Origin of the sequence: Methylorubrum suomiense, from assembly GCF_022179765.1 — a bacterium.
In the GTDB taxonomy this organism is placed as follows: domain Bacteria; phylum Pseudomonadota; class Alphaproteobacteria; order Rhizobiales; family Beijerinckiaceae; genus Methylobacterium; species Methylobacterium suomiense.
This window is the reverse complement of sequence record NZ_BPRE01000020.1, coordinates 1-23,018: the sequence shown is the minus strand read 5'-3', so window position 1 is coordinate 23,018 and position 23,018 is coordinate 1. Positions and strand designations below refer to the sequence as shown.

Sequence of the window (23,018 nt, the reverse complement as noted above, 5' to 3'; positions counted from 1 at the left end):
GGGTCTCCTGCGACAAGGGCCCCCGGATTACTCCGGGGGCTGGCGGCTCATCTTCGGCTTACGGCTTCGCGGCGCCGTAATCGTAGATCTCGCGGGTGTCGCCGAAGACCAGGCGGTAGCCGGAGACCTCCGACTTCACGTAGGTGATCGACTGCGTGGTGATCGCGCGCTCGCTCTCGTTGATGAGCGAGCCCGCCTCGGTCAGCTGCTCGACGGTCTCGGCCTTGCGGAAGCCGAGGAGCTGGCCGGCCGGCATCGTGGTCGAGAGCACGAAGTTGACCTGGCCGTTCAGGATCGGCACGCCGCCGATACGGAAGCCGGTGGCCGCGAGGTTCTCGGCCGCGGTGCGGTCGTTGGTGCCGGTGCCGGCGATGGGCGTGGCGAAGAGGAACAGCCAGTCGAGATAGGCGTCCCAGTTGCCGACCACGGTGTCGATGGGCACGCCGGCCCGAGCACGCTGCACGAACCAGGCGAGCAGATGCTTGTAGGAGATGCGGCCCGCCTCGGCGACGCCCGTGCGCTTCGCGTCGTCGAAGCTGTACTGGTACTTGATCGCGGCCGGCTGGTTGATCGTGTCGCCGTTGATGAGCAGGTCGGTCACGAGACCGACCTTCGACAGGCCCAGCTCACGCTGCATGCGCGCAGCGTAGGGGGTGAGCAGGTCGAGGCGGGAGCGGCGGTTGAACTCGTAGGAGGTACGGTAGCCGCCGCCGATCTTCCACATCCGAACACTGGTCTCGGACGTCTTGATCGTGCCGATGCGGAACCGGCCGAACTCGGAGACCGGCGCGAACACCTTGGCGTCGTTCGGATCCTCGTCGTTGATGACCGTCGAGATCATGACGACGCCGTTGATCGTGCGCGAGGACGCGACCAGGCTCTCCAGGTTCTCGTAGTCGACCTGGCGGGAGGCCGAGCGAACGACATCGTCGACCACCTCGGGGAACAACGCACGGGTGCCGGGGCTGTACTCGAAGGTGTCGGAGGCGAGGTCGAGCACGACGCCGCTGTCGTAGTCGTTGCCGACGGGCAGGTTCATGTACTTCAGCGCGGCCTCGTAGCCGTTGAGGCCGTCGAACTCCTCGGGGCGCTCGGCCTTCAGCGGGTCGATGGCGAGGCGCAGGTAGTCGCGCATCTCCAGGCCGTACTGACGCGCGGTCTGCACCAGCTGGCGGCCGGCGGAAGCCGAAGCGTCACGGTCGTTGCGGAGGCAGAGCTTCGCCAGCAGCGCGTCGGGCGACTGACGGTTGGCGGTGAGCTGGTTCAGCGGCAGGAGGTCCATAGTCCCGTACTCCTCGGGGTCAGTTGTTGGTACGGAACGTACCGTTGATTACGAGCGCACTACTGGCGCGGGATGGATCTGTGCAGTCGTCGTGAAGCTTAGAGCTTCACGATGGCGGCGTACTTCTTGCCCTTCAGGGTCACGATCTCGGCCACCCACGGGGCGGTCTCATCGGCCACGCCCTTCTTCACGAAGCCGTTGCCGCCGCCGACCGGGGTATCGCCGACGGCGAGGGGGTCGCCCGCGAGGATCGGCACGAGGTCGGTGAACTGGAACTGGGCGGTGGCGAGGCCGGCATTGCCGGGGCCACGACGCTCGAAGATCTCCAGGCGCGCGACGCGGCGGGTGATCTTGGCGCCGTCGCTGAGCAGCCGCATGCCGTTCGGCACCGCCGGGTCCGGCTCGATCAGGCGGTTCTCCAGATCGGCCTTGGTCAGGCCCGTCTGGTTGAGGAACACGACCGTGCGATTGCTGTCCTCGTTCTTGATCGGGTAGAGGTGGACGGTGTTGTGGAAGGGCGTGCTCATCGCCGGGTCTCCTGGAAGGCTTCGTTACGGGTGGAGGCCGGCGCTTACGCGCGGCGCTTGAAGGCACCGTTGCCGGCGGTCGGGCGCGGGGCGCCGCTACCGAGGCTGAGGCCACCGGCAAGCCGGGAGCCCAGCGCCTTCAGGTTCTCGCCGAGGGTCTGGACCTGCGTGAGGGCCTTGGCCTCGTCGGTCTCGACCTGGGCGGTGGCATTGCCGACCATGGCGAAGAGCGGCGCGAGCAGCTTGCCCGGCAGGGCGGTCGCGGCTTCGAGCTTGGTCGTCAGGTCGGTGACCTTCGCCTCGGCGTCGGTGAGCTTCTTGGCCTGGTCGCTGCCCTTGAGGTTGTCCAGCTCGACCTGGAGCGCGTCGGCGCGGGCCTTCTCGGCGTCGCGGGCCGTCTCGGCGGCGGTCTTCGCGCTCTCGGCCAGCGCCAACTTGCCGGCGTTGTCGGCGATGAGGGCGGCGAACTCCTTGGCGTCCATGTCGAACGTGTCCTTCTTCGGTGCCGGCGCGGGCGGCGTGGGTGCGGGCGCGGGCCCGGTGGAAAGCTGGAGGACGAGCGGGGGCACGTCCTGCTTCGAGGCCGAGAGGCGCAGCTGGCCGGAACCCAGGATCTTCGCGCCCTGCGCGCCGCCCTGGCCGACGAGGCTCATCTCGAACCACTTGTCGAGTTCATCGACGATGACGTGGGCCCCGTCGGAGCCCATCTTGTTGCCCTTGTCGTCGACCCCGCCGTAGACGTTCTCGAACTCGGCATCCGGCCCCATGAAGTCGAAGCCGGTCTTGTTGGACTTGGCCGACTTGCCCAGGATCGCGACGCTCACCTGGTCGATGGTGCCGGAGTTGACCTTGGCGATCAGGTCCGGGTGGGTGTTGTCGATCCAGAACAGGGTCAACAGCTCGTCGGCGCCGTCGATGCCAGTGCCGGCCGAGATCTCACCGTCGAAGACACGCCCGATGGGAAGTTGATCCCCGTCGGACGAGCCGTGCATGATCTGAAGAGGCCGGCTCTCTTTGACGACCTCCTCAAGCATCTGCGAGAGGAAGTTCGCCGTGTGAACGGCCCCGAGGTAGACCGGATGCTTCTTGCGGATCGGCGCAGTCGAGAGCGCAGCCGCCCGGAAGACCGAGATCTTCGTCGGATCGACGTCGGGAGCGCGCTTATTCAGCGTCTCCCGGAGCGCATCATCAAGTTCGACCTGCTTCATCTGCCCTGAAGTCCGATCTGTGCTTCATCGCAGATAGGAGGCCCTGATAATTGCTTCAACAAAAATCAGGGATGGAGTTCCTAACTTTTAGGAATACCGCCTGTGCTCTTCCATCAGCCGCAGGGCCTGCCCGGTCAGGTTAGCAGCGGCGAGCCGCCGGGTCTGGCGCCGGTTGGTCGCGGTCGCGCGGGTGCGGGCCGGGCTCGCGGCGCGGCCGACGCTATCGGTCTTCGGACTGACGTCCTCGGCCTTCGCCTTGGTCGTGCCCGAGGTGTCAGCGCCGTCCTCGGCCCCGCCCTCGACCGCCGACAGGAAGCCGGTGCCCGAGAGCTTCGGCGCACCGGGCGGGGGCAGGCGCTTGTAGACCCAGAGGTGGTACTCGACGTCCGAGATCAGGCCGTCGGAGAGATCCTGGCGCAGCCGCTGCGCGCGGAGCGTCAGCTGCGGCTCCAGCTCGGTCCACGGGCGCAACTCGGCGGCCTCGAACTCGACACGGGCGAAGCCGGCGTAGCCCGACTGGTGCAGCACGAAAGAGAACATGCGAGAGAGCAGATCGGCCAGAGGCTCGTTGAGCTGATCGGCGTAGAGGGCGGCAAGCCGCGCCTCGACGGACCCCGTGTTGACCCCCGACGAGCCGCGCCCGAGCAGGGTCGACATCGTCTTCAGCGCCGCTTGGTTCTGGGCGTTCAGCACGTTGATGATGGGCTCGACGTTGAGCGCCATCCCCGGCGACTTCTCGTTGATGATCTTGATCTCAATCGCGTCCGAGTGAACGAGCGACTGATCCACCGCGATGTTGTCGAACGCGCCCTGGATCTCAGCGTAGCGGGCGGCGAGCCACTCGGCCCTCTGCCCCTCCTTGCCCGGCTGGGAAAACTCCTTCGGCAAGGCCTTGAGGAGGATCTCCTCCAGCACCTTGATCTCGATGCGCGGATAGCCGTTCACGCGCATGATCCGGTAGAGGTCGTTGATGACCTGCTGCCGGGCGGCGACGGTGTTGATGACGGAGACGAAGGGGGAGTTGGCGTAGATCGAGGTCGGATCACGCCGGTAGAACGCGACGAAGAAGGCCGGGGTGTCGATGGGCACGGGGTCGGAAACGCCCGGCACGATCTGACCCGGCTTGTACTGGCCCGGCTGCTTCTCGGTCCACCGGATCGAGGCCATGTCCGGGTTGCGGATGTAGTCGGGTGCGCCAGCCTTGTCGAAGACCAGCTCGCCGCCGATGACACCCCGCATCAGCAGCATGTAGCGGAACTCCTCGCACTGGCGGTACATGCCCTGCCGGAGCTGGAAGCCGAGGGTGTAGTCGGTCTGGAACGAGAGCTTGGTCACGAGCTGCTGCAGCTCGCGGCTCTTCTCCTCGTCGACCTCGCCATCGATGGTCTCGGCGTAGACGATCATCTGGGTGTCGGCGAGCGTCAGGTAACCGTTCACGGTCCCGGACACATCGGGATCGTGCTGGAACATCTTGCGGATGAGCGTCTGGCTGTTGTCGGCCAGGCGGTCGGAGAAGATGTCGTCCTGGTGCTCGCGGTACTGCGGGACCGTCAGGATCTGGTCGGAGTTCTGGGGGTTGTAGGTCGGCGTGATCGCCGTGCCCCCGGCCCGCGCCTTCTTCTTGAAGGGGACGATTGCCAGTAGCTTCGAGGTGAGACTGTCGGCCACTAGCGTAGAACTCCGGCTTGGTCAGCACCGCGAAATATAGGTTTGCCCTGCGGCTGGAACAACCTCGATCCAGGAAGCAGAACAACGGACTGGCGAACGTCTGTATTGAAGTCCAGTCCTGCCTGAAGACGTACTGCGGTTTGATGGAGCGCCGCGGCGTGCAGGAAGTGGTCATCGCCGTTGATCTTGTTCCAGACCGGGGGCTCGTCGGGCGCCTCGATACGGATCATGTCGCGAAAGTGGGTCTTCACGAGTGATCCGAACGGCCCATAACCAGCGACTTGCCAGCTGCGGTTCCGGCATTGCTTCGCGACGAGGTCGAGTGCCTGGGTCCGGTTGATGGTGTAGTGGGTGACGGTCTCGAACTCGTCGGTGGTCTCCTTGATCGGCGGCGCCGTCTTCGAGGTGGAGTAGGCCATCGGCATGATGACGCCGTTCGTGGCGTCGCGGATCGCCTCCGCGGTCGGAGTGTAGGGGTAGTAGTCGATCCCGCCCTTGACGATGCCGAGGCTCTCGACCCGGCCGCGCACGAACTCGACGATCTCCTGCTGCGGCACCTGGTGAAACTCCAGGAGCGCGTTCGGCCGGCCGATGATGACGTGGCAGGTCTGACCGACGTCGCAGCCGAGGAACAGGTCGCCCTGCTGCATCTCGCCGGGCTCGACCTGACGCGGCGTCATGATCGCCGTGAGGTCTTCCTCGCTGATGCGGGCGTTGCTGTCGTTGAAGGCCTCCCCGATCACGGTGTTGAACCAGCGCCGGACGTTGTCCTTGCGCTGGTACTGGAGCAGCTGCTCGAAGATGTAGGGGATGGTGATCGTGGAGATCGAGAACGGCCGGACCCGGTAGCCACGGGCGCGCCGGGACGGGAACTCGGCCACCCACTGGCGCTGGCCGTTCTCCAGATCGAGCGGCCGGGAGCACTTTTCGCAGCGGACGTAGGCGTCGTCGAGGTTGATCGCGTCGATCTCGTCCTGCCCGAGCTTCGACAGATCCTCGTGATCGCCCTTCAGCCCCGGCAGGCACATGAAGCGGGCGTGGAAAATCGGCACCTGCCAGTGACCGCAGGGGCAGCGGATCTGCCACTCGTGCTTGTCCGAGGCCTGATAGGCGGCGTCGATGCCGTAGCCGAGGTAGGTCGGGGTCGAGAACCGCTGGGTGATCTTCCACTGCGAGCCCTGAAGGCGCGACTGGAAGAGCGAGCGCATCTGCTGGTCGGCGAGATCGACCTCGTCCTCCATGAGGATGTCGGCCGAGATCGAGGTCGCCTCGCCCTCGGTGGTGCCGGTGATGTAACCGAAGCTCTCGTCGACCTGGTAGAGCGCCTTCTGCCGGACGGGCTTGGCGACCATGGGTCCGTTGAAGATCGGCTCGTTCTCGATGAGCGTCTTGATGCGGGTCTGGGAGAGCTTGTCGCGCATCGGCTGCGTCGGCAGCGAGAAGATCCCCGAGGTGCCCACGTTGCGCTTGAGGAAGCCGAAGAACTTCCGCATCTGGACTTCGGTCAGACCGATCTGGGAGAGCTTGATGCAGCTCAGATCCCGATGCATGTCGTCCACGATCTGGCGCTGGAACTCGAAGCCCTTGAAGCTGAACTGCCGCTGCCGCAGTCGCGTGTTCGCGACGATGTAATCCGACATCGACATCGACGTACTGTCGTCGGGAAAACGCTCGTCGAGACCCGCGAGGAAGGCCTGGAGATGCGGGTTCAAGGGGGCTCCTCGGTACGATGCGTACCGCGATCCGTCGAAAATCGCTTGCTGGATCAGTAGCTTGAAGAGCTTCGACGCTGCTCGTCTCGACTATATGGGTACTTCGTCCGTCGAAAAAAGTTCAGTACATTGCGGGAATGTCTGTCTTCACATGACCTTGAGATGGTCGTAGGAGCCACCTACGTTTGGAGGCCCGGAGGCCGAGGCGGCTGGAATGGAAGTTCGGACTTACCCCACGCTGCCGCAAGGGCTCGGGCTCAATCTCAAGGCCATCGAGCGCCTGATCGAGTTCGATCCGGGCTACCTGAGCGACCCGAATTGTCCGTATCCCGAGGAGGTTAAGTCCTATCTGCGCCGACTCGTCGCCCCCGCCCAGGCGGGTCGCGAGGACAGCGTCGGCACCGTCTTCAAGGACGGGCAGACCGACGAGGAGGAGGCGGACAGCTTGATCGCGGAAATCCAATCTGCGATCAATTCGATGCGGCGGCTCCAGTCCGACATGGAGGGGCCCAACATCGAAGTCCAGGACAAGTTGAACTTCCTCAAGAACTACGGTTCGCTGATGGACCGCTTCTTGAGCCTGAAGGAAAAAGCTCAGGGTTCGAAGTCCATGTACGAGTTCCAGCGGATCGTCATCACGATCCTGGAGCAGATCATGGACAAGGATCAGAGGTACGAGTTCAAACAGAAACTGAAGGAGGCCGGACTAGCGTCCGAATAACGATGTTCGTGTGCCGCACAACGACGGTACGTTTCGTACAGTGAGGATTTGGGTCTGCCAGTTCATCTGGCTCCTCATGGCACTGACGTGCGCGTCCTTGATCTGGGATCTGACCCAGATCGTCTTCCGCTAATTCGAGGGTGATATAGTGTCTAACGACGTCAAGACTGTGAAGATGGACAACATCTTCGCCGACAACTGCGACCGCTACTGGGCTGCCGGGCTGCCGGTGATGCCGCTCAAGCAGTACAGCCCCAACGGTGGGCGCGACGGAAAGCCATCAGGCAAAGAGCCTGTCGTCCTGAACTGGCAGTCCCTCCAGTCCCGCATGCCGACCGAGGTCGAGCGGACGTCCTGGAAGGTGTTTCATCGCAACGGCAACGTCGGCCTGCCGCTCGGGCCGCAGTCGGGCCTCGTGGCTATCGACATCGATACCGACGACCAGGATCTGATCGACAAGATCCTCTCGGTGCTCCCGCCCTCCCCCTGGAAGCGCATCGGCCAGAAGGGCATGGTGCTCGTCTACAAGTACGACGGGCAGCCGATCATCCGCATCAAGTACCGCGACGACGAGGGCAAGCTCCAGTCGCTGGTCGAGATGCTCGGCGCCGGCTCGCAGATCGTGCTGCCGCCCTCGATCCACCCCAAGACCGTCCTGCCCTACCGCGCCAACGCTGACCTCGTCGACGTGCTCGACCGGGTGCAGAGCCTGCCGGCCAACATCGAGCAGCGTCTGCGCGACGTGCTGGAGAAGGCCGGGCTCAAGGTCGGCTCCCGCGCCTTCGGCTCGGTGACCGACTACGTCTCGACCGGCAACCGCGACAACCACCTCGTCGCCATGGCCGGCCTGTTCGCCCGCAACGTCCTGCGCGGCGAGAAGACCCTGCTGGAGGCCACCCGCGAGATCGAGGTCGCCGTCGGCACCTTCATGCAGCGGACCTACGGCGACAACATCGATCCGGCCAAGGGTCCGCAGAAGCTCATCGAGTTCCTGGTCCGCGACGTGACGGGGCCGAAGGCCAAGGCGCTGCCGAAGGGCTGGGACGAGGGCCTGACCAAGGAGCAGCGCGAGAATTGGGGCCTCGACGCCTTCTCCTCCGACAACGAGAGCTGGGACGCCGGCCAGATCAACACCTTCTTCTCCTCGCACCTGGAGAAGACGGGCGTGAAGGACAACCCCGAGCTGTATATGGGGGTGGTCAAGCAGACGCTCGCGAAGATGGCGGCGAACGAGAACCTCGATCCCATCGAAGAGGATCAGCTCATCGCGGCCATGGCCTCGCACTCGGTGTCCTCGCACCGGCTGACTATCGCCGCGATCCGCCGCCAGCTCGCGCAGCTGCGCCAGGGGCCGATTGCCGGGGCCAACCACGCGGAGATCGCCGAGGCAGTGGTGCGTGACCTGTCCGAGCTGAGCGGCGAGATCCGCTGCCACGCCGAGAAGCTGTGGCAGTGGAACGGCTCGCACTGGGCCGTGATGGACGAAGGCTTGGTCATCAAACACATCATCAAGGAATACGGGGCCTACAAGGCGGCGACGCGCGCCTCCGATCACGCCGGCATCCTGCGCACGATCCGTGGCGCCACCCAGGATCCGCTGACGAAGAACCCCATCGCCGGGATCAACTTCGTGAACGGCTTCCTGACCGAGGATCTGGAGCTGGTCGAGCCCAATCCCGACTACGGGATGACCTACACCCTCCCCTACCCCTACCTGCCGGAGGCTGCCGGCAAGGCGGCGCGCTGGCAGCGGATGCTCGTCGACTACTGGGGTGACGATCCCGACTTCGCCGAGAAGGTCACGGCGCTGGGCGAGGTCATGGCCCTGACGATGTTCGGCAAGATGACCGACGTGCAGCTCGCGGTATGCCTCTACGGCGTCGCCCACTCGGGCAAGAGCCGCATCATGGAGATCATGCAGGCCCTGATGCCGGCCGAGGCTCAGACCTCCCTCCCCCCGACGATGTGGGGCGACAAATTCGGGCCGGCGCAGCTGGTCGCCAAGCTCCTGAACTTCGCGGGCGAGCTGTCCGAGCATCAGCAGATCGACAGCGCCAAGTTCAAGCAGATCGTCTCGGGTGAGGTCATCGACGCCCAGGACAAGAACAAGCCGCTCTTCACGTTCCGCCCGCGGGCCGCGCACTGGTTCGCCTCGAACCACCTCCCCCGCTCGCGCGACAGCTCGGACGGGTTCACCCGCCGCTGGCTGTTCCTGCACTTCACCCGGCCCTTCCCGAAGGACGAGCGCAAGGTCAACAAGTACGACCAGCTCGTCATCTCCGAAGAGCGCGAGGCTATCGCGGCCTGGGCGGTGCAGCACATGGTCCGGCTGCGCACGGAGAACTTCCAGGTCACGGAGCCGGCCTCGTCGGTCGAGCTGCGCGAGACCCTGGAGAACGAGCTGAACTCCGTTCGCGACTTCATCTCGACCTACCGGGACACCGGCATGGCCTGGATCGGCGAGGAGGCCTGCCGGCACCTCAAGGACGACGCCAACTTCGTGACCCAGACCAACCTCTGGAACGAGTACCGCTCCTACTGCATCAGCCAGAGCCTCGTGCCTATCAGCACCAAGGCGATGTCGAAGCGGATGGGCCACCTCCAGGGCCAGTTCGGCTTCCGCCCGGACAAGATCATCGGCGCCCACGGCGGCGCGATCCTCGTCTACCGCTTTCTCGCGCTCGCGCCGAACCGGAAAGCGGCCTGATCTATCCGATAGGTATCTCAGACGTTACAGAGAGGTTTTCGTGAGCGATCAGACCCTTGCGCGCGACGCGATGCTGGACCGGATGCGCCAGGCCACGCCGGGCGGCGCCCTGTTCCCGACCGAGCCGCGCGTGCCGCGCTTCGACGAGGCTCAGGCCTACGCGACCGGGATGCGGGCCGTGGCCTCGCACCCGGTGCTGCTGACCCACCTCGCCCGCGCCGCCGGCCCGATCCGGGAGGCGCTCGGGCGTGGTGAGACCGTGGTCATCACGGCCAACGGGCGCGAGCTGGCCCGGTACGAGCCCGAGCCGTGATGGAGGTCTACCTCTTCGACCCGGTCAAGCACCCGCCCGCGCGGCTGCGCTGGGAGGAGGCCCGAGAGCGGTGCCAGGACTGGCACGATCACTACGAGGAGACGAGGCAGATGACGAACAAGATCCAGACCGCCGAGGGGCCGCAGCTGCGGGGCCCGGACGAGCCGGCGCTCGCCGAGGCGATGCAGCGGGAGGAGGCGACCCGCGCCGTCGGCTGCGCCCTGGTCGGGGCATCGGTGGGGGAGGTGGCTCCGCGCCAGGCTGGCATTCTGCCTTCGGGGCCGATGCGGGTGTCGGACGAGATGTTCGAGCGGGCCTGGACGGTCGCGAGGGACTTCGACCTTACGGGCGCGGACGTCCGCGCCATATTAGAGGCGGCGCTCCGCGGCTGACGCGGACGGTACGAAAGGTACAGACATGGCAGAGCGTAAGGTACGGCACGCGCACGAGCTGGAGGCGGCCGGCGAACCCCGGTGGTCGGCCCGGATGAAGGACGGTCTCCTCATGGTGACCGACGAGGCCTCGGGCGAAGAGTTCCAGGCCACCGCCTACACCACGGAGGGCGACGGCGTGCGCTTCTCGCTCCCCGGCGAGAACGGTCTGCGCTTCCTGGCGGTCGGCGCGCCCGGCCACGAGGAGTTCCTGGCGGTGCTGGAGAAGCAGAGCCCGCTCAAGTCGGCCCCGGCGAAGCCGGCACCGGAGAAGAAGGTCGCCTAAACGGCCTCGATGGGGTCCGGGAAAGCCCGCTTCAGCGGGCTTTTTCATGCGTGAAATAGATATTTTCGACGTATTTCAGAGCAAAATCAGCGGTTTTTGCGCGATTTCTGGCCCCAAAACGCGAAAAGACCCCCGGCAGGGGGTCTAAGCCTGCCGGGGGCCGATGTCCGGGCCTGACTGCGAGGGTGTTGCAGCACCTCGTAGATAGTTCTGACACCTCCTGGACGCAATTGAACATTGGTACGCATCGTACCGATTTTTGATTTGCTAGCAGTGCTCGGAGTAAGCTATCTGATGGGTCTGGGCTAGGTTTCTGCGAGGTTCGAGATGATTGTGGTCGTCGGCAACACCAAAGGCGGGGTCGGCAAGACCACGCTGGCGGTTCAGATCGCCATCGCGCGTGCGAGGGCAGGGCAGCGGGTCTGGATCGTGGACGCTGACATCCAGGGGACGGCCTCCTCGGCCATCCAGTTCCGCGCCGACGCCGAGCTGGAGCCGGCGCTCGCCTGCTCCTCGTTCTCGGACCCGCGCCAGCTGCGCAGCCAGGTCAAGCAGCAGCGTGAGAACTACGACGAGATCATCATCGACGTCGGCGGGCGCGACACGGGCGCTCTCCGGGCCGCTCTCATGCTCGCCGACAAGGTCGTGGTCCCGTTCGCGCCCATGTCGTTCGATCTGTGGGCGATGCACGACATGGCCCAGGTCATCACGGACATCTCGGCCGAGCGCGACGGCCTCCTGGCGCTCGCCGTCATGAACCAGGCCGAGCCTCGCGAGCGGTCGGCCGACAACCACGAGGCCCAGGAGGCGGTGCGCCAGATCGAGGCGTTCCGCCTCCTCGACGCGCAGCTCGTCAAGCGCAAGGCCTTCTCCTCATCGAGCAGCGAGGGGAGGGGCGTGGCCGAGCAGCCCTCGCCGGACGCGAAGGCGGTCGGCGAGCTGGATCGGTTGGTGAAAGCTATCTTCGATCAATCGGAAGGGAATTAGAACGATGGCCCTCAACACCCGTCCCCCGAAGGCGCGCGTGGAGCGCAGCGAGCAGGAGGAAGAGGCCGCGTTCGAGCGGGCGATCAGCCGAGCCCCGGATCAGCAGGCGAAGGCGGCTCCGGCAGCGAAGTCGAAGCCCGGCCCGAAGGCGGGCGCGGCCTACGGCATGGGCCTGGCGGCCGGCGCCAACCGGCGGCAGCTGACGATCACTCTGCCGACCGAGATGCTCGGCGACATCAACGAGGTGTGCCAGCGAGCGCACCAGCAGCGGGCGGCGTTCTTCGTCGCGGCGGCGCAGCGGCTCCTCGACAGCGACGACCCGACCTTTGGGAAACGTCGCAAATAGCTATCTACTTGATCGCAGACAGCTCGGGGAACGGTCGCATCGTGATCTGGGGGGCGTAGCAGGTTTCCGTGTTCACGCGGTAGCTACGCTCACCCGGCACGAGCCCGGCCGGGGTGATCTCGAACGGCTTGCGGTAGATCCCGGCATAGCCCCCGGCGAGGTTGCGGGCGTTGAACGCGACGCAGAGCACAGACACCCCGTTCACCACAGTCCGGTCGCTGATCTCGGTGGAGCGCAGGGAGTAGGGGTCGGCGAAGAAGCCCTTGGCCCACGCCACCACCAAGGCCCGGTCAGCGCGCGAGGCCGGCTCGGCCCCGGCCACGACAGTGCTCGCCAGCAGGATCAGGATCGCTCTCATGGGGCTGCACCGTAGCCGCGCGCCTAGACCCGGTGCAACCTCCACTCCCGATCCCGGTGCAGGGTCTGCGGGTGGTGTGGCGGCCTCTTGCCCCGCAAGTATAGATCTGCTAGTACCCAAATATTGAAAATTTCCCGGAGAATAAAAGTCACATAGTGTTTAACACCGGGCCCACAAATCCACAAAAAAGCACCCACCCATTGCTGATTATGCTTGACAGTGACTATTATGTTTTCTTGATAAGAGACTGTATTCCTCAAGAATATTTGTGTTGCGTTGTGCTGCGCCAGCCCCTATAGTCAGTACAGGTAGAGAGGAGATAAGGACTAGGGACTGAGGGACGGCCCCCACGGGGGGACTATGCCCGAGGTGCGTCTTGTCTCTGCCGCTTCTGACCATATCGAATATGGTCCCCTCCCCGCCCCGGCGGGCTAACACTTGGTGATTACCATGGCGCTCAACAACGGCACCGTTGCGGACATCGGCTTCGCATCCCTGGTCGGCTCCGAAAGCCTGCGCATGCACGCTTACTCGGCCTTCACCCTTCTGTTCATGATGAACTCGGGTCGCGATCCGAAGGAAATTCGCCGTCACCTGTCGGGCCGCGCGGCCGATACCGGCGTGATCGCCAAGAACACCTGGGAAAGCTACGTCAAGGGCGTAGAGGCGGCGGCGGGCATGTTCCGCCAGCACGCCCCCGATGAGGTCGCGGCCATATTCGATATGGATGCGGAAGCTGCGGTCGACGGGGTGCGGACCCTGTACGAGGGACTGAACATCACCTCGGGCTCGGACATCCGGGCATGGTCGACGGCTGGCGTATTCGAGCCGCTGGACAAGGCGGCGGCCAAGGCGGCCAAGGCGGCCGAGGCCAAGGCTAAGGCGCTGGCCAAGGGGGCCGGGGCGGCGGCGGCCTTCTTCGCTGGCAACGCGGCGGACAGTTCCACCATATCCGATATGGGCACCGCGGGCCCGGCGGACCCGGTGGCGGCCATCCTGGCGATGCTCGGCACCCTCACCGATGGCCAGCTCCTGGACGTGGTGAAGGCCACCAACACCCGGCTCGGTGAGCTGGAAGCGGCCAAGGCGCGCCCTGCCGACAAGGTGGCTCCGGTTGTGGCGGACAACGCCACGGTCGATGCCAAGTCGGCCCTCGCGGCCCATTTCAACCGGAAGGCGGCCTAAGCCTCAACCCCTCCCGCACCGGGCCCCGTGCCTGGTGCGGCCACCCCTCGCGGAGCCATATCCGATATGACTGCCATTGAGCTTTCGCCCCGGCTCGGCCGGATCCTGGAGCGCGCCCTGCGCCGCGCCCCGCGCTGCACCCATCGCTATGCCTGGCCCGAGGCGGTCCGGCTCGGCCATGAGTTCGGTGTCGGCTTCTGCGCCCGGTGGCGCGGCCAGCGCGTCCTCTTCGCCTACGCCGAGTTCTGCTAGCCCCGCGCCCCTACGGGGGCGCCCGCACCACCTCGCGCATCGGTGCGCGCTCTGGGTCACTCCCGGAGCGCGCACCCGTGCGCGCGTACCTGCGCACGTCCGCCCAGCCATATCGAATATGGAGCGTTCCCCATGGCCCACGCCAATCCTGAGTTCGCCCTCGGCCTCATGCGTCACGAGCCCGGCCCGGTGTCTCACCAGCTGCCGCCGCCGGCTTCGCTCGCGACGCTACGGCTGCGCATGGCCGAACTCCCGGCCGACGATCCGCGCCGCGCGCTCTACGAGCGCACCGTGCGCCAGCAACGCCACCAGTTCGCCCGTGAGCGCCAGATCCGCGACGCGCTCGCGGAGCCGGTGGGCGGCATGCATGCGGGCGCCAAGGGTGGCGAACGCTTCACCGAACCCAAGCGCCGCTACCCGGCCGACGTGCAGGCCGGGCGCGAGAAGCCGAGGAGGGGCACATTACCGCGATAGCCGCCTGGTTCTACGCCACAGGACCACCAACCCTCGAACCATATCGGATATGGCCATGTGTAGAATAATCTTCCCCATCACCACGGTTTGGCTCCTCGCCTGGCTCGCCTTCGCCGAGTGGCTCGCGCCCGGTATCGCTGGCCAATTTTGACCACCTACAGTACGCTTCGTACCGTAGGTGGTCAGCGCAAAACGCGCGTGTTGCCGATAGGCACCAGCGTTACGCGCATGCACCAGTGTTACCGATCCGACACGATTTCGGCTCGCTCGCGGGCCAGACCGTGGTGTGGGTGGCGGATGTAGGAGGTCAAAATTGGACCCACCTTTAAGATATTGTTTTTATTCTATTTTTCTCCCTAGAGTGGTGGGAGTAAAAAAGTAGGTGGACTCCAAGAGAAAACGACTTCCCCGACGGCAAAGACATAGCGCAAAAAGTGCAAAAAATTGCGCAATGTCTTAGTGCCTATAGGGGTCAATTACCCCTTGGTGTCCACCTACATTTTTCGACCGCCCGCGAGCCCGCACCACAGTACGGATCGTACCCATGCCCGAGCCCCTGCCCCTCACCAGCCTCCCACCCAGGCTTCAGAATAAAATTCTCCTCGAAACCGGACCCGAGGGCGACGAAACGGCCGCCTGCTGGCTGTGGACCGGGACCGTCAAGCGCGCCCGCAGCCGCTTCCGTCACTTCGTGCCGGGCCCGGACTACGACGGCGCCCGCCTGTCGCCCGGCGCCTACCGAAACGACCGCGACACGCCGATGGTCCGGTCTCCCGAGTATGGCTATGCCGTGCCCGCCAACCGCGTGGTCTACGCGAGCGCGAACCGGCAGCCGGTGAAGTCCGTGCCCTTTCTGAAGCGGTGCGCCAACGACCTGTGCGTGAGCCCGCACCACAGCCTGCCCCAGGAGGGCCGCCAACCGCGTTTCCGGTGCGTGGGTGTCGGCAAACCCCGGAAAGCCCACCAGCGGCCGAATTTGGGGATCGTAGAGGCATCCGGGTCGGTACGTCCCGCACCAGCTGTGGAGCCCGGCCCCGAACGGCTCGCCCCGTCGGCCGCGCTGCAACGGCTGCGGGCGGCGGACGTGAGCCCCTACCAGACGCCCGCCGACGCCGCTCGCGAGGCCGGTATCCACCCCGACGACGTGACGCCGCACGTCTGGAGCATCTACTATGCCGAGGCGGAGGATTGACGGTACGTTTCGTACCTTATACGCCGCAAGCCCTTCGCCTGCCTGAACACCGGGTGTACGAACCGTGCATAAATTCGTGAATAATCCGTTTGCGGATGAGTCCGCGCGGTGTTAGGGGGCGCCATGACTCAACCCAATCCAACGGATACGCTGATTGAACTCGGCGACGCTTTCGAGCGGATCGCCCCGAACCTGACGCTGCGCGACTGCCGCGCGTTCGTGTTCGTCGCCCGCAACGAGCCCGCGAGCCTTCAGCAGGTGCAGGAGCATCTCGCGGTTCCGCAATCGACCGCGAGCCGGACGGTTGCCCGCCTCAACGGGACGGGTGCCGGCCTCATCGATCACGTTGCCGATCCCGACAGCCGCAGGCGCGCACGCCTGACGCTCTCGCCCAAGGGCCGCGAGCTGATCGCGCGCCTTGCCGTCATTCTCACCGTGCTGACCCTGACGGTTGCCGACCAGGGCCTGTGGCACGACCCGTTCCCGGACGATCCGCCGGGCTACGACGCCTGCGCCGACACCACGACCTTCCGCTGCGAACGCACCGGATAGGATTTTATCCACAGGCAGGAGAGATTTCTCCTGCTCAGGCTCGCGCTCCGGCGATCCTCGGCCTACCGTAGAACAAACTGGGAACACGAGCCCGTGGTCTGACCGTTGGTCACCGGGCCATATCGGATATGGGGATCGCAATGCTCGACGCCGTCCACACCGTGCTCGTCACCATGGAGGCTATCCTCTCGCTGCCGGGCTCGTGGACGCAAGGCGCCACGGCACGGGACGCGAGCGGCCGACCCTGTGACCCATGCAGTCCCGACGCCGTGTCCCGGTGCCTCTACGGGGCGCTGGAGCACGCCACCCCCGACGAGGCCACCAGGGACGCTGTGGACGATTTCCTGCACAGCGTGTGGGATCTGGCGCCCTCGTCGCTCAACGACGACATGACGACCGAGCACGAGACCGTTCTGGCCCGGTTGCGCCAGGCCCGGATCGCGGCGTTCGCCCGCACCAGGCCACTGACCCTCACCCTGGACGCGGCCTAACTCTGCCGCAGCTCTTCCAGGTACGAGCGGAACGCCTTCCGATGATCGAATTGGCCGGGAGCGTGGTGGTAGGCCATCTGCATGAGCGCCTCGACGTTGATGATGTCGAGACGACCGCGACCCGCCTGCCGGATCCAGCCCTGATCCACCATCCGCTGCAGCCCCTCCGTCACCGACGGCCGGCGGATGTTCATGCGGTTCGAGATGCCCTGGTGCGTGACGGGAATGGCCGTGTCGCCGATGACGCTAGCCACCTGGAGCAGCCAGATCGCGATCCGCGCGTCGTTCGAGTTCCCCATGGCGCTCGCTGTCAGCTGCCAGGTCTCGGCCAGTTGCAGGTCGACGTAGCGCAGCATGACTTCGCGCGCCTTCTCGTTCTCGCCCAGAAGCCGGCGCGCGGCCTGCGCGGCGCACGAGAACGCCCAGCCTCCGACCTCGACGTGCGAGCGGTAGTTCGCCATCCCGAGACCAAGCAGGGCCTGCACGCCGACGCAATCGTCGGATCCCAGCATCGCCACCTGCATCTCGACGGTCTTGGCCTCGGCCGCGGGCGCGTCCATGCCGACCTTCACCTTGTCGCCCGGCGCCTCGACCAGCATCGACACGCACGCATCGAGCGGGAAGTATATGTTCCGAGGCCTGCTACCTCTGAATACGACCGTCTCCCCAATCGGGAGCTTTACGCGCTCGGTAATATCAGACCACTCCGGGTCTAGGTGTGTAAGAGCAGACAATATCAAATTTGACGATAAATCTTTTTTAAGTATATCCGCGCTAGCCTTAGCCGGACCTGACGGCGTCTTCATCATATTTCCCCTATCCACATACTTGCAGCAAATATATCACCTCTATTCGTGCCTCGACGGAGCGACGTGGCGAACGCGGGTACTCCCCCGATACCTGCCGTGCAGCGCACAACATCTTGGACCCCTCCCGTTGCCGGTTGTGCCTGTCCGCTTCGTACCGTTGCGTACTAATACGGCGAAGCGTTTGCAGGGCTGCAAACGTCATCGCGACTCATCTCCGCGAATGCGAACCCTGTCAACAACATCTTCTACGCAACTCGTTGTGGCAGATGACATTCCTGCATCTCACCACGCACGAATAAGTTCATGGCCTCAACACGGGCTGCACTTTGCCTCTTGCAACAGTACGAAACGTACTGTAGCCAGCACCAAGGAGAACAACATGACCAGCCAGCAACAAGCAGACCGGCTCCTGGCCCTGCACCAGGCCGAGCGCGAGGCCCGCCGGCAAGCGCAGGCTGCCGCGGAGCGGAACCGCCTTCCATGTTTGCGTGTCGCTGCGTGACGGTACGATCCGTACCGTTCCACCACCACGACCCATATCCGATATGTCGCGGATAGCTACAGAATAGCTATCCGCCACCTATCCCAACCCGCGAGGATCAACCGTGACCCAGACCCGCTTCAAGCCCGCCGCCGAGCTGAACATCACCAACGAGGAGCGCGCCGCCTTCATTCGCTTGATGGAGCACTTCCGCACGCCGGCCGCGCCGCCCACCGTCCCGCCGGAGAGGGCGCTGAGCTACCTGGACTTCATCCGGTCCCCCGACATGGTGAACCCGACCGCCGAGATCCGGCTTGGCTTCAACATGGCCGCGGTCGCCCAGGCTCTCGAATTGCCGGGCTACAACTGTGGAGCGGTCCTCTGCATCGGCGGTCACATGAGCCTCATGCTTGAGGGCGTCGATGTGACCGAAGTCGCGACCGTCCTCATGACCCCGGAGATGATGACGCGGGCTGGCGAGTACGTGACCGCGCCCCCCGACGGCTCGCCCAAGGAGCAGCTGTTCTATCCGCCCGAGGAGGATGTCCGCTCGGGCACCTGGTCGCGGATCACGCCGCTGACCGCCTCCTACGCCATCGAGAACTTCCTGACCACGGGTGAGCCCGCCTGGGCGAACGCGCTAGAGCGCGGGGACCAGGAGCATCTCGCCGCCAACTACGACGACTGATCCCCCAGCCATATCCGATATGCCGGATAGCTACGAGATAGCTATCCGCGATCTATCACCAACCCGCGAGGACCACATGCCCAAGTTCCTGTCCGCCCGCCGGCTCGGCATCAAGCCCGCCGAGCACCGGGCGCTCGTCCGCGTCGCCGAGATCATCGGCGCCAGCGCCTACGCCCCGGACGACGAGCTGATAAGCCCCGACGTCAACGAGGCCGAGGCCACCACCGGGCTCAGCTTCAACATGGGCTGGCAGGCGAAAGCTTACGACTGCGGCACCTCCTGCTGCATCGGCGGTCACGTCTCGCTTCACATGCAGGGCGTCGATCTCTCGGCCGAGCACATCTGCATCACGGCCGACGAGCGCGACGAGGCGCAGGCCTACGTGAACCAGAGCGATCCGTCGCTCCACGGCTACGGGCCGCTCTCGCCCCTCTACTACCCCGGTCACAACAACAACGGCTGCTGCTCGATGTCCGTCATGGACGCGGCCCGGCCCGGCGACGCGGTCCACGCGATCCGCAACTTCCTCACCACCGGCCGGCCCGAGTGGGAGGAGGTGATCCGGCAGCGCGTGATGCGCGAGGCCCTGTCGTGAGCATGGGCGCCTACGCCGTCCGCGACCTGCACGTCGCCGCCACCGACCGCGAGTGCGTCCGCCATGTCCTGACCAAGCTCGCTCCCGGCGCTCGCCGCCGGGAGTACCGGGACACCCGCCACACCGTCCTGCGCGACGCTCTCGCCGCGCACCACCGGCACCAGGCCCTCGTGAGGGAGTTCGCACTGTGACCCAGACCTTCACCGGCACCCTTGCCGACTTCCTGACCGCGCTTCGGCGCGAGCTGCTCGCCCACCACGAGTGGGCGCGCACCAACGAACGCAAGCTCGACGTCTGGATCAACCTCACCCGCCAGACCGCTCAGACCGACCGGAACGAGATCAATCTCGACGGCCCGGCCTTCCGCGCCGCGTGGCGCTCGGTCGGTGGAAAAGGGCGTCCGTCGTTCCGGGGCCTGCGCAGCATCCCCCAGTCTGGAGCGTGAAATCATGAGGATAGCTACCATCAGCTTCGGCGCACTCAACCGCGCCGTCAGTACGCTCCGCAAGGACGGAGACGAAGTTGGCGCGAGCGCGCTCGAAGCTCTCATGAATGACACGGACGCCCTCGTGCTCGACGGCGGCGACCCGCTGCCGGGCCCGCTTCGGGTCGCGGACCTGGAGCAGGCCGCCAAGCTCGCTCGCGAGCTGCGCGCCGCCCGCGCCGACGTCGAGCGTTTCAATGGGCTCGACGCCTCTGGCCCCAGCGTCGAGGTCATCTTCTACGCCCGTCGCGAGGCCAAAAGCCCCTTGGGCCGGATCTTCCAGTTCGACAGCCAGGACACGCGCAACACGGCGGTCGAGACCGTCGATGTGTTCGAGGTCGTGTCGAAGCACGTCAAGGATCGGGTCGAGGTGCTGGAGCGCGAGCTGCGCGCCCTCGGCGTGGACCCCGATGCATGACTGGCGGCTTGTGGCCGCCCTGACCCGCCTCGCCCACGCGAACCAGGAGGCGGTCGAGCAGGCACCCAGTGCCCGTATCGCCGCCATCCTCACCGAGACCGGCCGCGCCGCCGACGAGGCCGCGCGTCTGGTCCAATTCGACCGCCTCACGGAGCTGACGCCCGCGCAGCGGAAGCTTGTCGAGCAATGCGAGAAGGATCTTCAGCTGTGTGTGGTTTTATCATCAAGAACAGCAACGGGCGATACGTCGCCTATCCCGGTAGAGCATCGAGCTACACCAGCAACGTCCTTAACGCCCGTCGCTTCGCCACGCGCGAGGACGCGCAAGCAGAGTGCTGCGGCAACGAGTGGGTGATCGACCTCGCCGATCTCTAGTCGTGCCTGAAGCCAATAGTCCGTTTCGTACCAAGAGGACCATATTAGATATGGCTAACAACTACACCAAGCTCACCGTCTCCCCCGCGATCCCGTGCGATCTACTTTGCGGGCTCAACGGCACGATCCTGATGTCAATGCTCGACCACAGTCAGAACGTGGCCGAGAAGACGATGTACTTCTATTGCGACGAGAACATCGACACGAGCCAGTTCCACGACGACGACCTGATCGCCCTGATCGAGGCTGAGCCCGACAACCCGCTCGCGCAGAAGATCGCGGCGCTCAATCTCAGAGAGGACGACGAGTTCGATTTCGAAGATGCGGACATCGACTTCGTGGACGTGCTGGCTGCGCTCGTGAAGGCGCACCCCGACCAGCTGCCGCGTCTTGAAGTCGAGGGCTGCTTCGATAGCGACCGCTCTCGCCCCGGCGAGTTCGGCGGCTTCGCTCACATCATCACCCCGGCCGGCATCCGCAGCGTCGACACGCGCAGCTTCCTGCTGGGGCACGTCGATGGGGTGGAGGCGCCGCACGCCTGATGCCCCCGCTCTACCCGAACGAGGCGCAGGCCCGTCGCTACCTCACCTACTGGCAGATCCTGAAGGCCGGGAAGCGCCCTGGCCTCGACCGCGCGACTGAGGTCGCCGCCGGCTACCTCCCGCACCTTCCTCCCGAACTCGCCGCCGAGCTGCGGGCCGAGTTCGGGTTCACCGCCTGATCAGGAGCATATCCGATATGATCGACCCAGCTCACTACGACAGCTCCATCGAGCCCGAGGAGGCCGCGACGGCCGAGCGCCGCCGGCAGGCCGGGAAGCCTATGAACCGGCTCGTCGTCATCGGCTGGGCCGGTGTGATGCGCGCCTACCTCAACGTGCCTCGCGAGGAAGCGATCACCCGCTACGTCCAAGACGAAGGCGAGCCCCCGGCTGCCGATCAGATCAAGGAGTTCGAGTTCACCGACAGCTTCGGCGTCTACGACGCCTGGGCTCACACCTGACCCCGCACTTCACAGCCGCCCCTTGTTAAGATCTTGTATCCGAAGGGGCGGCGCCGTTTGCACCCACCCCCGGAGCCGCACCATGTCCGCGCAGCCGCGTCAGATTTCCTCCTACGAAGAGACCGGGATCGAGGCCTGGGACTATGCCGGCGTCGACCCCGCGGTTGCCCGCGAGCACATCGAGGATCAGTGGGCCCGCAACGGGGTCGCTGGCGTTCGCCACTCGGCCGGCGGGCTGACGGTCATGAACGACCGGATGCCTCTCGGCCCGGCTGTACTCCGTCTCGCCCGCAAGCCGCGCGTCCGGGACTGGGAGAAGCGGGCGCCGCGTCGGTCTCGCCCGTCGTAACCACTGACGCCACTCCGGCGACACGACCGTCACCACGTTCGTGTCATGCCGCCCGGCCGACACCGGCCGAGCACGCACGCTCACCAGGCCGTCGCCCTGCGCCAGCCGGATCGTCGTCTGCACCGTCCGCGGCGACACGCCCGCGCGCCCGGCGATCTCGGCGACCGACGCCGTGCAGACGCCCGCGTCCCCCACGATCCGCAGCACCGCGAGCTGACACGGCGTGAACCGCGCGGCGAGTGCCGGCGGCATCACGCCCGAGTAGGCCAGTCGCCGCACATGCTCTCGATCCCGCTTGGCCAGGCGCCGTCGTCTCGGCGGCCAGAACCGCTGGCGCGCGGGTCCGGCTCGCAGCGCGGCATCGCGTGCGACGTAGTCAGCTTCCGACAGGTGCCCGGCGGCGAAATCCGCCGCGAGCGCCCGCAGGGCGTCATCCCGTGTCATGTCCCAGGCCCTCTTCAGGGCCGGCGAGCAACAGGCAAACGGGGACCGTTGACGAAGTTGGCGCTTCGTCTTGACCCGTCTGGGTCTTCATGATCTAGTGGGAGCTGAAACCGGGCTCTTGCCCACTAGACCGCTTGTCGGTCCCAAGGCCTTCGACGTTGGCGCGTCGGAGGCCTTTGTTTTTCCTAGCTACTTCGTCGGCAGATCTCCTTTCGCCCGAGTCACGGGCGCGAACTTGTACCTTGGCCGACGAACCATCACCCCGTCAAATCCGTTAAGAAGTTCGTTTCGGTACGTTGCGTACCGTCGCGATCCGTGGCAAGGACGGTCCTGCCGCGGAACATGCATTAAGCCCACAAGGTACGAAACGTACCGAACAGGAGGAAGCCATGCAGGCTGCTTTGCCCAGAAAACGGGTCATCACCCCCGACGGCACCGTCATCCAGAACGGTGTGAGCCGCCCGGCCGGCGTCTGCCGCGCCGGCTCCGACCCGCGCGATCACGACCCGAACGCCGACCCTGTCGAGCGCGCTTCCGAGGGCTACCGCCGTCTGACGCGCCGTCTCTGATGCGCTCAGCCCTGCTCCGGCTCCGTCAATTTCAGGCCCTGCCGCCCGAGCTGAACCAGGGCCTGGTCGAGATGCTGGCGGATGCCGCCGCCGAGCTGTGGCCCGAAGCGCC

At 65.6% G+C, this 23,018-nt stretch carries 31 protein-coding genes; 23 read left to right on the top strand and 8 right to left on the bottom strand.

Annotated elements, in window-relative coordinates:
• Window positions 1-58: 58 nt before the first annotated feature.
• The 5 genes from MFF26_RS23360 to MFF26_RS23340 form a co-directional block, all read right to left on the bottom strand.
• The gene (locus MFF26_RS23360) at window positions 59-1,282 is read right to left on the bottom strand and encodes a hypothetical protein (protein ID WP_238308662.1); all 1,224 of its coding nucleotides are present in this window, start codon (window positions 1,280-1,282) and stop codon (window positions 59-61) included.
• A 98-nt stretch (window positions 1,283-1,380) separates the two neighbouring features.
• Window positions 1,381-1,809, bottom strand: a complete 429-nt coding sequence (locus MFF26_RS23355) for a hypothetical protein (protein ID WP_238308661.1) — start codon at window positions 1,807-1,809, stop codon at window positions 1,381-1,383.
• A gap of 44 nt (window positions 1,810-1,853) precedes the next feature.
• Window positions 1,854-3,017 carry a hypothetical protein gene (locus tag MFF26_RS23350; protein ID WP_238308660.1) on the bottom strand — a complete coding sequence of 388 codons (1,164 nt, stop codon included), beginning with the start codon at window positions 3,015-3,017 and terminating at the stop codon, window positions 1,854-1,856.
• A gap of 87 nt (window positions 3,018-3,104) precedes the next feature.
• A complete protein-coding gene (locus MFF26_RS23345) occupies window positions 3,105-4,685 on the bottom strand; it encodes a hypothetical protein (RefSeq protein WP_238308659.1) in 1,581 nt (526 codons plus the stop codon).
• Complete coding sequence (locus MFF26_RS23340; RefSeq protein WP_238308658.1) at window positions 4,685-6,397, bottom strand: phage terminase large subunit family protein; 1,713 nt, start codon at window positions 6,395-6,397, stop codon at window positions 4,685-4,687. The genes MFF26_RS23345 and MFF26_RS23340 overlap by 1 nt, the downstream gene beginning before the upstream one ends.
• 214 nt (window positions 6,398-6,611) lie before the next feature.
• Between MFF26_RS23340 and MFF26_RS23335 the strand changes: the two genes are divergently transcribed.
• From MFF26_RS23335 to MFF26_RS23305, 7 genes are all read left to right on the top strand, one after another.
• Entirely contained in the window at window positions 6,612-7,118 is a 507-nt protein-coding gene (locus MFF26_RS23335; protein ID WP_238308657.1) for a hypothetical protein, read from the top strand.
• A 148-nt stretch (window positions 7,119-7,266) separates the two neighbouring features.
• Window positions 7,267-9,825 (top strand): phage/plasmid primase, P4 family, encoded by a 2,559-nt coding sequence (locus tag MFF26_RS23330; RefSeq protein ID WP_238308656.1) that lies wholly within the window; start codon window positions 7,267-7,269, stop codon window positions 9,823-9,825.
• Window positions 9,826-9,865: 40 nt separating this feature from the next.
• Window positions 9,866-10,138 (top strand): hypothetical protein, encoded by a 273-nt coding sequence (locus MFF26_RS23325; RefSeq protein WP_238308655.1) that lies wholly within the window; start codon window positions 9,866-9,868, stop codon window positions 10,136-10,138.
• Window positions 10,138-10,530, top strand: coding sequence for a hypothetical protein (locus MFF26_RS23320; protein ID WP_238308654.1), 393 nt, complete (start codon window positions 10,138-10,140; stop codon window positions 10,528-10,530). The genes MFF26_RS23325 and MFF26_RS23320 overlap by 1 nt, the downstream gene beginning before the upstream one ends.
• Before the next feature lie 25 nt (window positions 10,531-10,555).
• Window positions 10,556-10,855 carry a hypothetical protein gene (locus MFF26_RS23315; protein WP_238308653.1) on the top strand — a complete coding sequence of 100 codons (300 nt, stop codon included), beginning with the start codon at window positions 10,556-10,558 and terminating at the stop codon, window positions 10,853-10,855.
• Window positions 10,856-11,182: 327 nt separating this feature from the next.
• Window positions 11,183-11,842 (top strand): AAA family ATPase, encoded by a 660-nt coding sequence (locus MFF26_RS23310; RefSeq protein ID WP_238308652.1) that lies wholly within the window; start codon window positions 11,183-11,185, stop codon window positions 11,840-11,842.
• Window positions 11,843-11,846: 4 nt separating this feature from the next.
• Window positions 11,847-12,188, top strand: coding sequence for a hypothetical protein (locus tag MFF26_RS23305; RefSeq protein ID WP_238308650.1), 342 nt, complete (start codon window positions 11,847-11,849; stop codon window positions 12,186-12,188).
• Window positions 12,189-12,192: 4 nt separating this feature from the next.
• Here the strand turns inward: MFF26_RS23305 and MFF26_RS23300 are convergent, their stop codons facing one another.
• A complete protein-coding gene (locus tag MFF26_RS23300) occupies window positions 12,193-12,546 on the bottom strand; it encodes a hypothetical protein (RefSeq protein ID WP_238308649.1) in 354 nt (117 codons plus the stop codon).
• 450 nt (window positions 12,547-12,996) lie between these two features.
• On the opposite strand from MFF26_RS23300, the gene MFF26_RS23295 reads away from it, so the two are divergent.
• The 6 genes from MFF26_RS23295 (at window position 12,997) to MFF26_RS23270 (ending at window position 16,692) form a co-directional block, all read left to right on the top strand.
• Window positions 12,997-13,731, top strand: a complete 735-nt coding sequence (locus MFF26_RS23295) for a hypothetical protein (protein WP_238308648.1) — start codon at window positions 12,997-12,999, stop codon at window positions 13,729-13,731.
• 66 nt (window positions 13,732-13,797) lie between these two features.
• Window positions 13,798-13,983 (top strand): hypothetical protein, encoded by a 186-nt coding sequence (locus MFF26_RS23290; protein ID WP_238308647.1) that lies wholly within the window; start codon window positions 13,798-13,800, stop codon window positions 13,981-13,983.
• Window positions 13,984-14,115: 132 nt separating this feature from the next.
• Window positions 14,116-14,457: a hypothetical protein gene (locus MFF26_RS23285; protein WP_238308646.1), complete on the top strand. Its 342-nt coding sequence runs from the start codon at window positions 14,116-14,118 to the stop codon at window positions 14,455-14,457.
• Window positions 14,458-15,001: 544 nt separating this feature from the next.
• A complete protein-coding gene (locus MFF26_RS23280; protein WP_238308645.1) occupies window positions 15,002-15,649 on the top strand; it encodes a hypothetical protein in 648 nt (215 codons plus the stop codon).
• A gap of 123 nt (window positions 15,650-15,772) precedes the next feature.
• The gene (locus tag MFF26_RS23275) at window positions 15,773-16,201 is read left to right on the top strand and encodes a MarR family winged helix-turn-helix transcriptional regulator (protein WP_238308644.1); all 429 of its coding nucleotides are present in this window, start codon (window positions 15,773-15,775) and stop codon (window positions 16,199-16,201) included.
• Window positions 16,202-16,329: 128 nt separating this feature from the next.
• Window positions 16,330-16,692 carry a DUF6197 family protein gene (locus tag MFF26_RS23270; protein ID WP_238308643.1) on the top strand — a complete coding sequence of 121 codons (363 nt, stop codon included), beginning with the start codon at window positions 16,330-16,332 and terminating at the stop codon, window positions 16,690-16,692.
• Here MFF26_RS23270 and MFF26_RS23265 read toward each other — a convergent pair.
• Window positions 16,689-17,291, bottom strand: a complete 603-nt coding sequence (locus tag MFF26_RS23265; protein ID WP_238308742.1) for a Crp/Fnr family transcriptional regulator — start codon at window positions 17,289-17,291, stop codon at window positions 16,689-16,691. The genes MFF26_RS23270 and MFF26_RS23265 overlap by 4 nt on opposite strands.
• Window positions 17,292-18,106: 815 nt before the next feature.
• Here MFF26_RS23265 and MFF26_RS23260 point away from each other — a divergent pair.
• The 9 genes from MFF26_RS23260 to MFF26_RS23220 all read left to right on the top strand — a co-directional run bounded on the left by MFF26_RS23260 (window position 18,107) and on the right by MFF26_RS23220 (window position 21,544).
• Window positions 18,107-18,670, top strand: coding sequence for a hypothetical protein (locus MFF26_RS23260; protein ID WP_238308642.1), 564 nt, complete (start codon window positions 18,107-18,109; stop codon window positions 18,668-18,670).
• Between the two features lie 76 nt (window positions 18,671-18,746).
• A complete protein-coding gene (locus MFF26_RS23255) occupies window positions 18,747-19,265 on the top strand; it encodes a hypothetical protein (protein ID WP_238308641.1) in 519 nt (172 codons plus the stop codon).
• The gene (locus MFF26_RS23250; RefSeq protein ID WP_238308640.1) at window positions 19,262-19,456 is read left to right on the top strand and encodes a hypothetical protein; all 195 of its coding nucleotides are present in this window, start codon (window positions 19,262-19,264) and stop codon (window positions 19,454-19,456) included. Before MFF26_RS23255 ends, MFF26_RS23250 begins: the two co-directional genes overlap by 4 nt.
• On the top strand, window positions 19,453-19,710 hold the full coding sequence (locus tag MFF26_RS23245; protein WP_238308639.1) for a hypothetical protein: 258 nt from the start codon (window positions 19,453-19,455) through the stop codon (window positions 19,708-19,710). Before MFF26_RS23250 ends, MFF26_RS23245 begins: the two co-directional genes overlap by 4 nt.
• Before the next feature lie 4 nt (window positions 19,711-19,714).
• Entirely contained in the window at window positions 19,715-20,167 is a 453-nt protein-coding gene (locus MFF26_RS23240) for a hypothetical protein (protein WP_238308637.1), read from the top strand.
• A gap of 207 nt (window positions 20,168-20,374) precedes the next feature.
• Window positions 20,375-20,542 carry a hypothetical protein gene (locus MFF26_RS23235; RefSeq protein ID WP_238308636.1) on the top strand — a complete coding sequence of 56 codons (168 nt, stop codon included), beginning with the start codon at window positions 20,375-20,377 and terminating at the stop codon, window positions 20,540-20,542.
• Window positions 20,543-20,592: 50 nt separating this feature from the next.
• The gene (locus tag MFF26_RS23230; RefSeq protein ID WP_238308635.1) at window positions 20,593-21,084 is read left to right on the top strand and encodes a hypothetical protein; all 492 of its coding nucleotides are present in this window, start codon (window positions 20,593-20,595) and stop codon (window positions 21,082-21,084) included.
• On the top strand, window positions 21,084-21,263 hold the full coding sequence (locus tag MFF26_RS23225; protein WP_238308634.1) for a hypothetical protein: 180 nt from the start codon (window positions 21,084-21,086) through the stop codon (window positions 21,261-21,263). The genes MFF26_RS23230 and MFF26_RS23225 overlap by 1 nt, the downstream gene beginning before the upstream one ends.
• A gap of 17 nt (window positions 21,264-21,280) precedes the next feature.
• Complete coding sequence (locus MFF26_RS23220) at window positions 21,281-21,544, top strand: hypothetical protein (RefSeq protein WP_238308633.1); 264 nt, start codon at window positions 21,281-21,283, stop codon at window positions 21,542-21,544.
• 25 nt (window positions 21,545-21,569) lie between these two features.
• On the opposite strand, the gene MFF26_RS23215 is transcribed toward MFF26_RS23220, so the two are convergent.
• A complete protein-coding gene (locus MFF26_RS23215; RefSeq protein ID WP_238308632.1) occupies window positions 21,570-22,337 on the bottom strand; it encodes a helix-turn-helix domain-containing protein in 768 nt (255 codons plus the stop codon).
• A gap of 389 nt (window positions 22,338-22,726) precedes the next feature.
• Here MFF26_RS23215 and MFF26_RS23210 point away from each other — a divergent pair, with 389 nt between their 5' ends.
• Window positions 22,727-22,906, top strand: a complete 180-nt coding sequence (locus tag MFF26_RS23210; protein WP_238308631.1) for a hypothetical protein — start codon at window positions 22,727-22,729, stop codon at window positions 22,904-22,906.
• Window positions 22,907-23,018: the final 112 nt, after the last annotated feature.

What these genes read in the sequence shown, in the direction of transcription:
- MFF26_RS23230 (WP_238308635.1), top strand. Translation starts at nt 20,593, where the DNA reads ATGGCTAACAACTACACCAAGCTCACCGTCTCCCCCGCGATCCCGTGC.
- MFF26_RS23290 (WP_238308647.1), top strand. Translation starts at nt 13,798, where the DNA reads ATGACTGCCATTGAGCTTTCGCCCCGGCTCGGCCGGATCCTGGAGCGC.
- MFF26_RS23300 (WP_238308649.1), bottom strand. Translation starts at nt 12,546, where the DNA reads ATGAGAGCGATCCTGATCCTGCTGGCGAGCACTGTCGTGGCCGGGGCC.
- MFF26_RS23265 (WP_238308742.1), bottom strand. Translation starts at nt 17,291, where the DNA reads ATGCTGGTCGAGGCGCCGGGCGACAAGGTGAAGGTCGGCATGGACGCG.
- MFF26_RS23215 (WP_238308632.1), bottom strand. Translation starts at nt 22,337, where the DNA reads ATGACACGGGATGACGCCCTGCGGGCGCTCGCGGCGGATTTCGCCGCC.
- MFF26_RS23275 (WP_238308644.1), top strand. Translation starts at nt 15,773, where the DNA reads ATGACTCAACCCAATCCAACGGATACGCTGATTGAACTCGGCGACGCT.
- MFF26_RS23220 (WP_238308633.1), top strand. Translation starts at nt 21,281, where the DNA reads ATGATCGACCCAGCTCACTACGACAGCTCCATCGAGCCCGAGGAGGCC.
- MFF26_RS23310 (WP_238308652.1), top strand. Translation starts at nt 11,183, where the DNA reads ATGATTGTGGTCGTCGGCAACACCAAAGGCGGGGTCGGCAAGACCACG.
- MFF26_RS23350 (WP_238308660.1), bottom strand. Translation starts at nt 3,017, where the DNA reads ATGAAGCAGGTCGAACTTGATGATGCGCTCCGGGAGACGCTGAATAAG.
- MFF26_RS23315 (WP_238308653.1), top strand. Translation starts at nt 10,556, where the DNA reads ATGGCAGAGCGTAAGGTACGGCACGCGCACGAGCTGGAGGCGGCCGGC.
- MFF26_RS23285 (WP_238308646.1), top strand. Translation starts at nt 14,116, where the DNA reads ATGGCCCACGCCAATCCTGAGTTCGCCCTCGGCCTCATGCGTCACGAG.
- MFF26_RS23360 (WP_238308662.1), bottom strand. Translation starts at nt 1,282, where the DNA reads ATGGACCTCCTGCCGCTGAACCAGCTCACCGCCAACCGTCAGTCGCCC.
- MFF26_RS23295 (WP_238308648.1), top strand. Translation starts at nt 12,997, where the DNA reads ATGGCGCTCAACAACGGCACCGTTGCGGACATCGGCTTCGCATCCCTG.
- MFF26_RS23305 (WP_238308650.1), top strand. Translation starts at nt 11,847, where the DNA reads ATGGCCCTCAACACCCGTCCCCCGAAGGCGCGCGTGGAGCGCAGCGAG.
- MFF26_RS23255 (WP_238308641.1), top strand. Translation starts at nt 18,747, where the DNA reads ATGCCCAAGTTCCTGTCCGCCCGCCGGCTCGGCATCAAGCCCGCCGAG.
- MFF26_RS23240 (WP_238308637.1), top strand. Translation starts at nt 19,715, where the DNA reads ATGAGGATAGCTACCATCAGCTTCGGCGCACTCAACCGCGCCGTCAGT.
- MFF26_RS23210 (WP_238308631.1), top strand. Translation starts at nt 22,727, where the DNA reads ATGCAGGCTGCTTTGCCCAGAAAACGGGTCATCACCCCCGACGGCACC.
- MFF26_RS23355 (WP_238308661.1), bottom strand. Translation starts at nt 1,809, where the DNA reads ATGAGCACGCCCTTCCACAACACCGTCCACCTCTACCCGATCAAGAAC.
- MFF26_RS23280 (WP_238308645.1), top strand. Translation starts at nt 15,002, where the DNA reads ATGCCCGAGCCCCTGCCCCTCACCAGCCTCCCACCCAGGCTTCAGAAT.
- MFF26_RS23335 (WP_238308657.1), top strand. Translation starts at nt 6,612, where the DNA reads ATGGAAGTTCGGACTTACCCCACGCTGCCGCAAGGGCTCGGGCTCAAT.
- MFF26_RS23225 (WP_238308634.1), top strand. Translation starts at nt 21,084, where the DNA reads ATGCCCCCGCTCTACCCGAACGAGGCGCAGGCCCGTCGCTACCTCACC.
- MFF26_RS23320 (WP_238308654.1), top strand. Translation starts at nt 10,138, where the DNA reads ATGGAGGTCTACCTCTTCGACCCGGTCAAGCACCCGCCCGCGCGGCTG.
- MFF26_RS23270 (WP_238308643.1), top strand. Translation starts at nt 16,330, where the DNA reads ATGGGGATCGCAATGCTCGACGCCGTCCACACCGTGCTCGTCACCATG.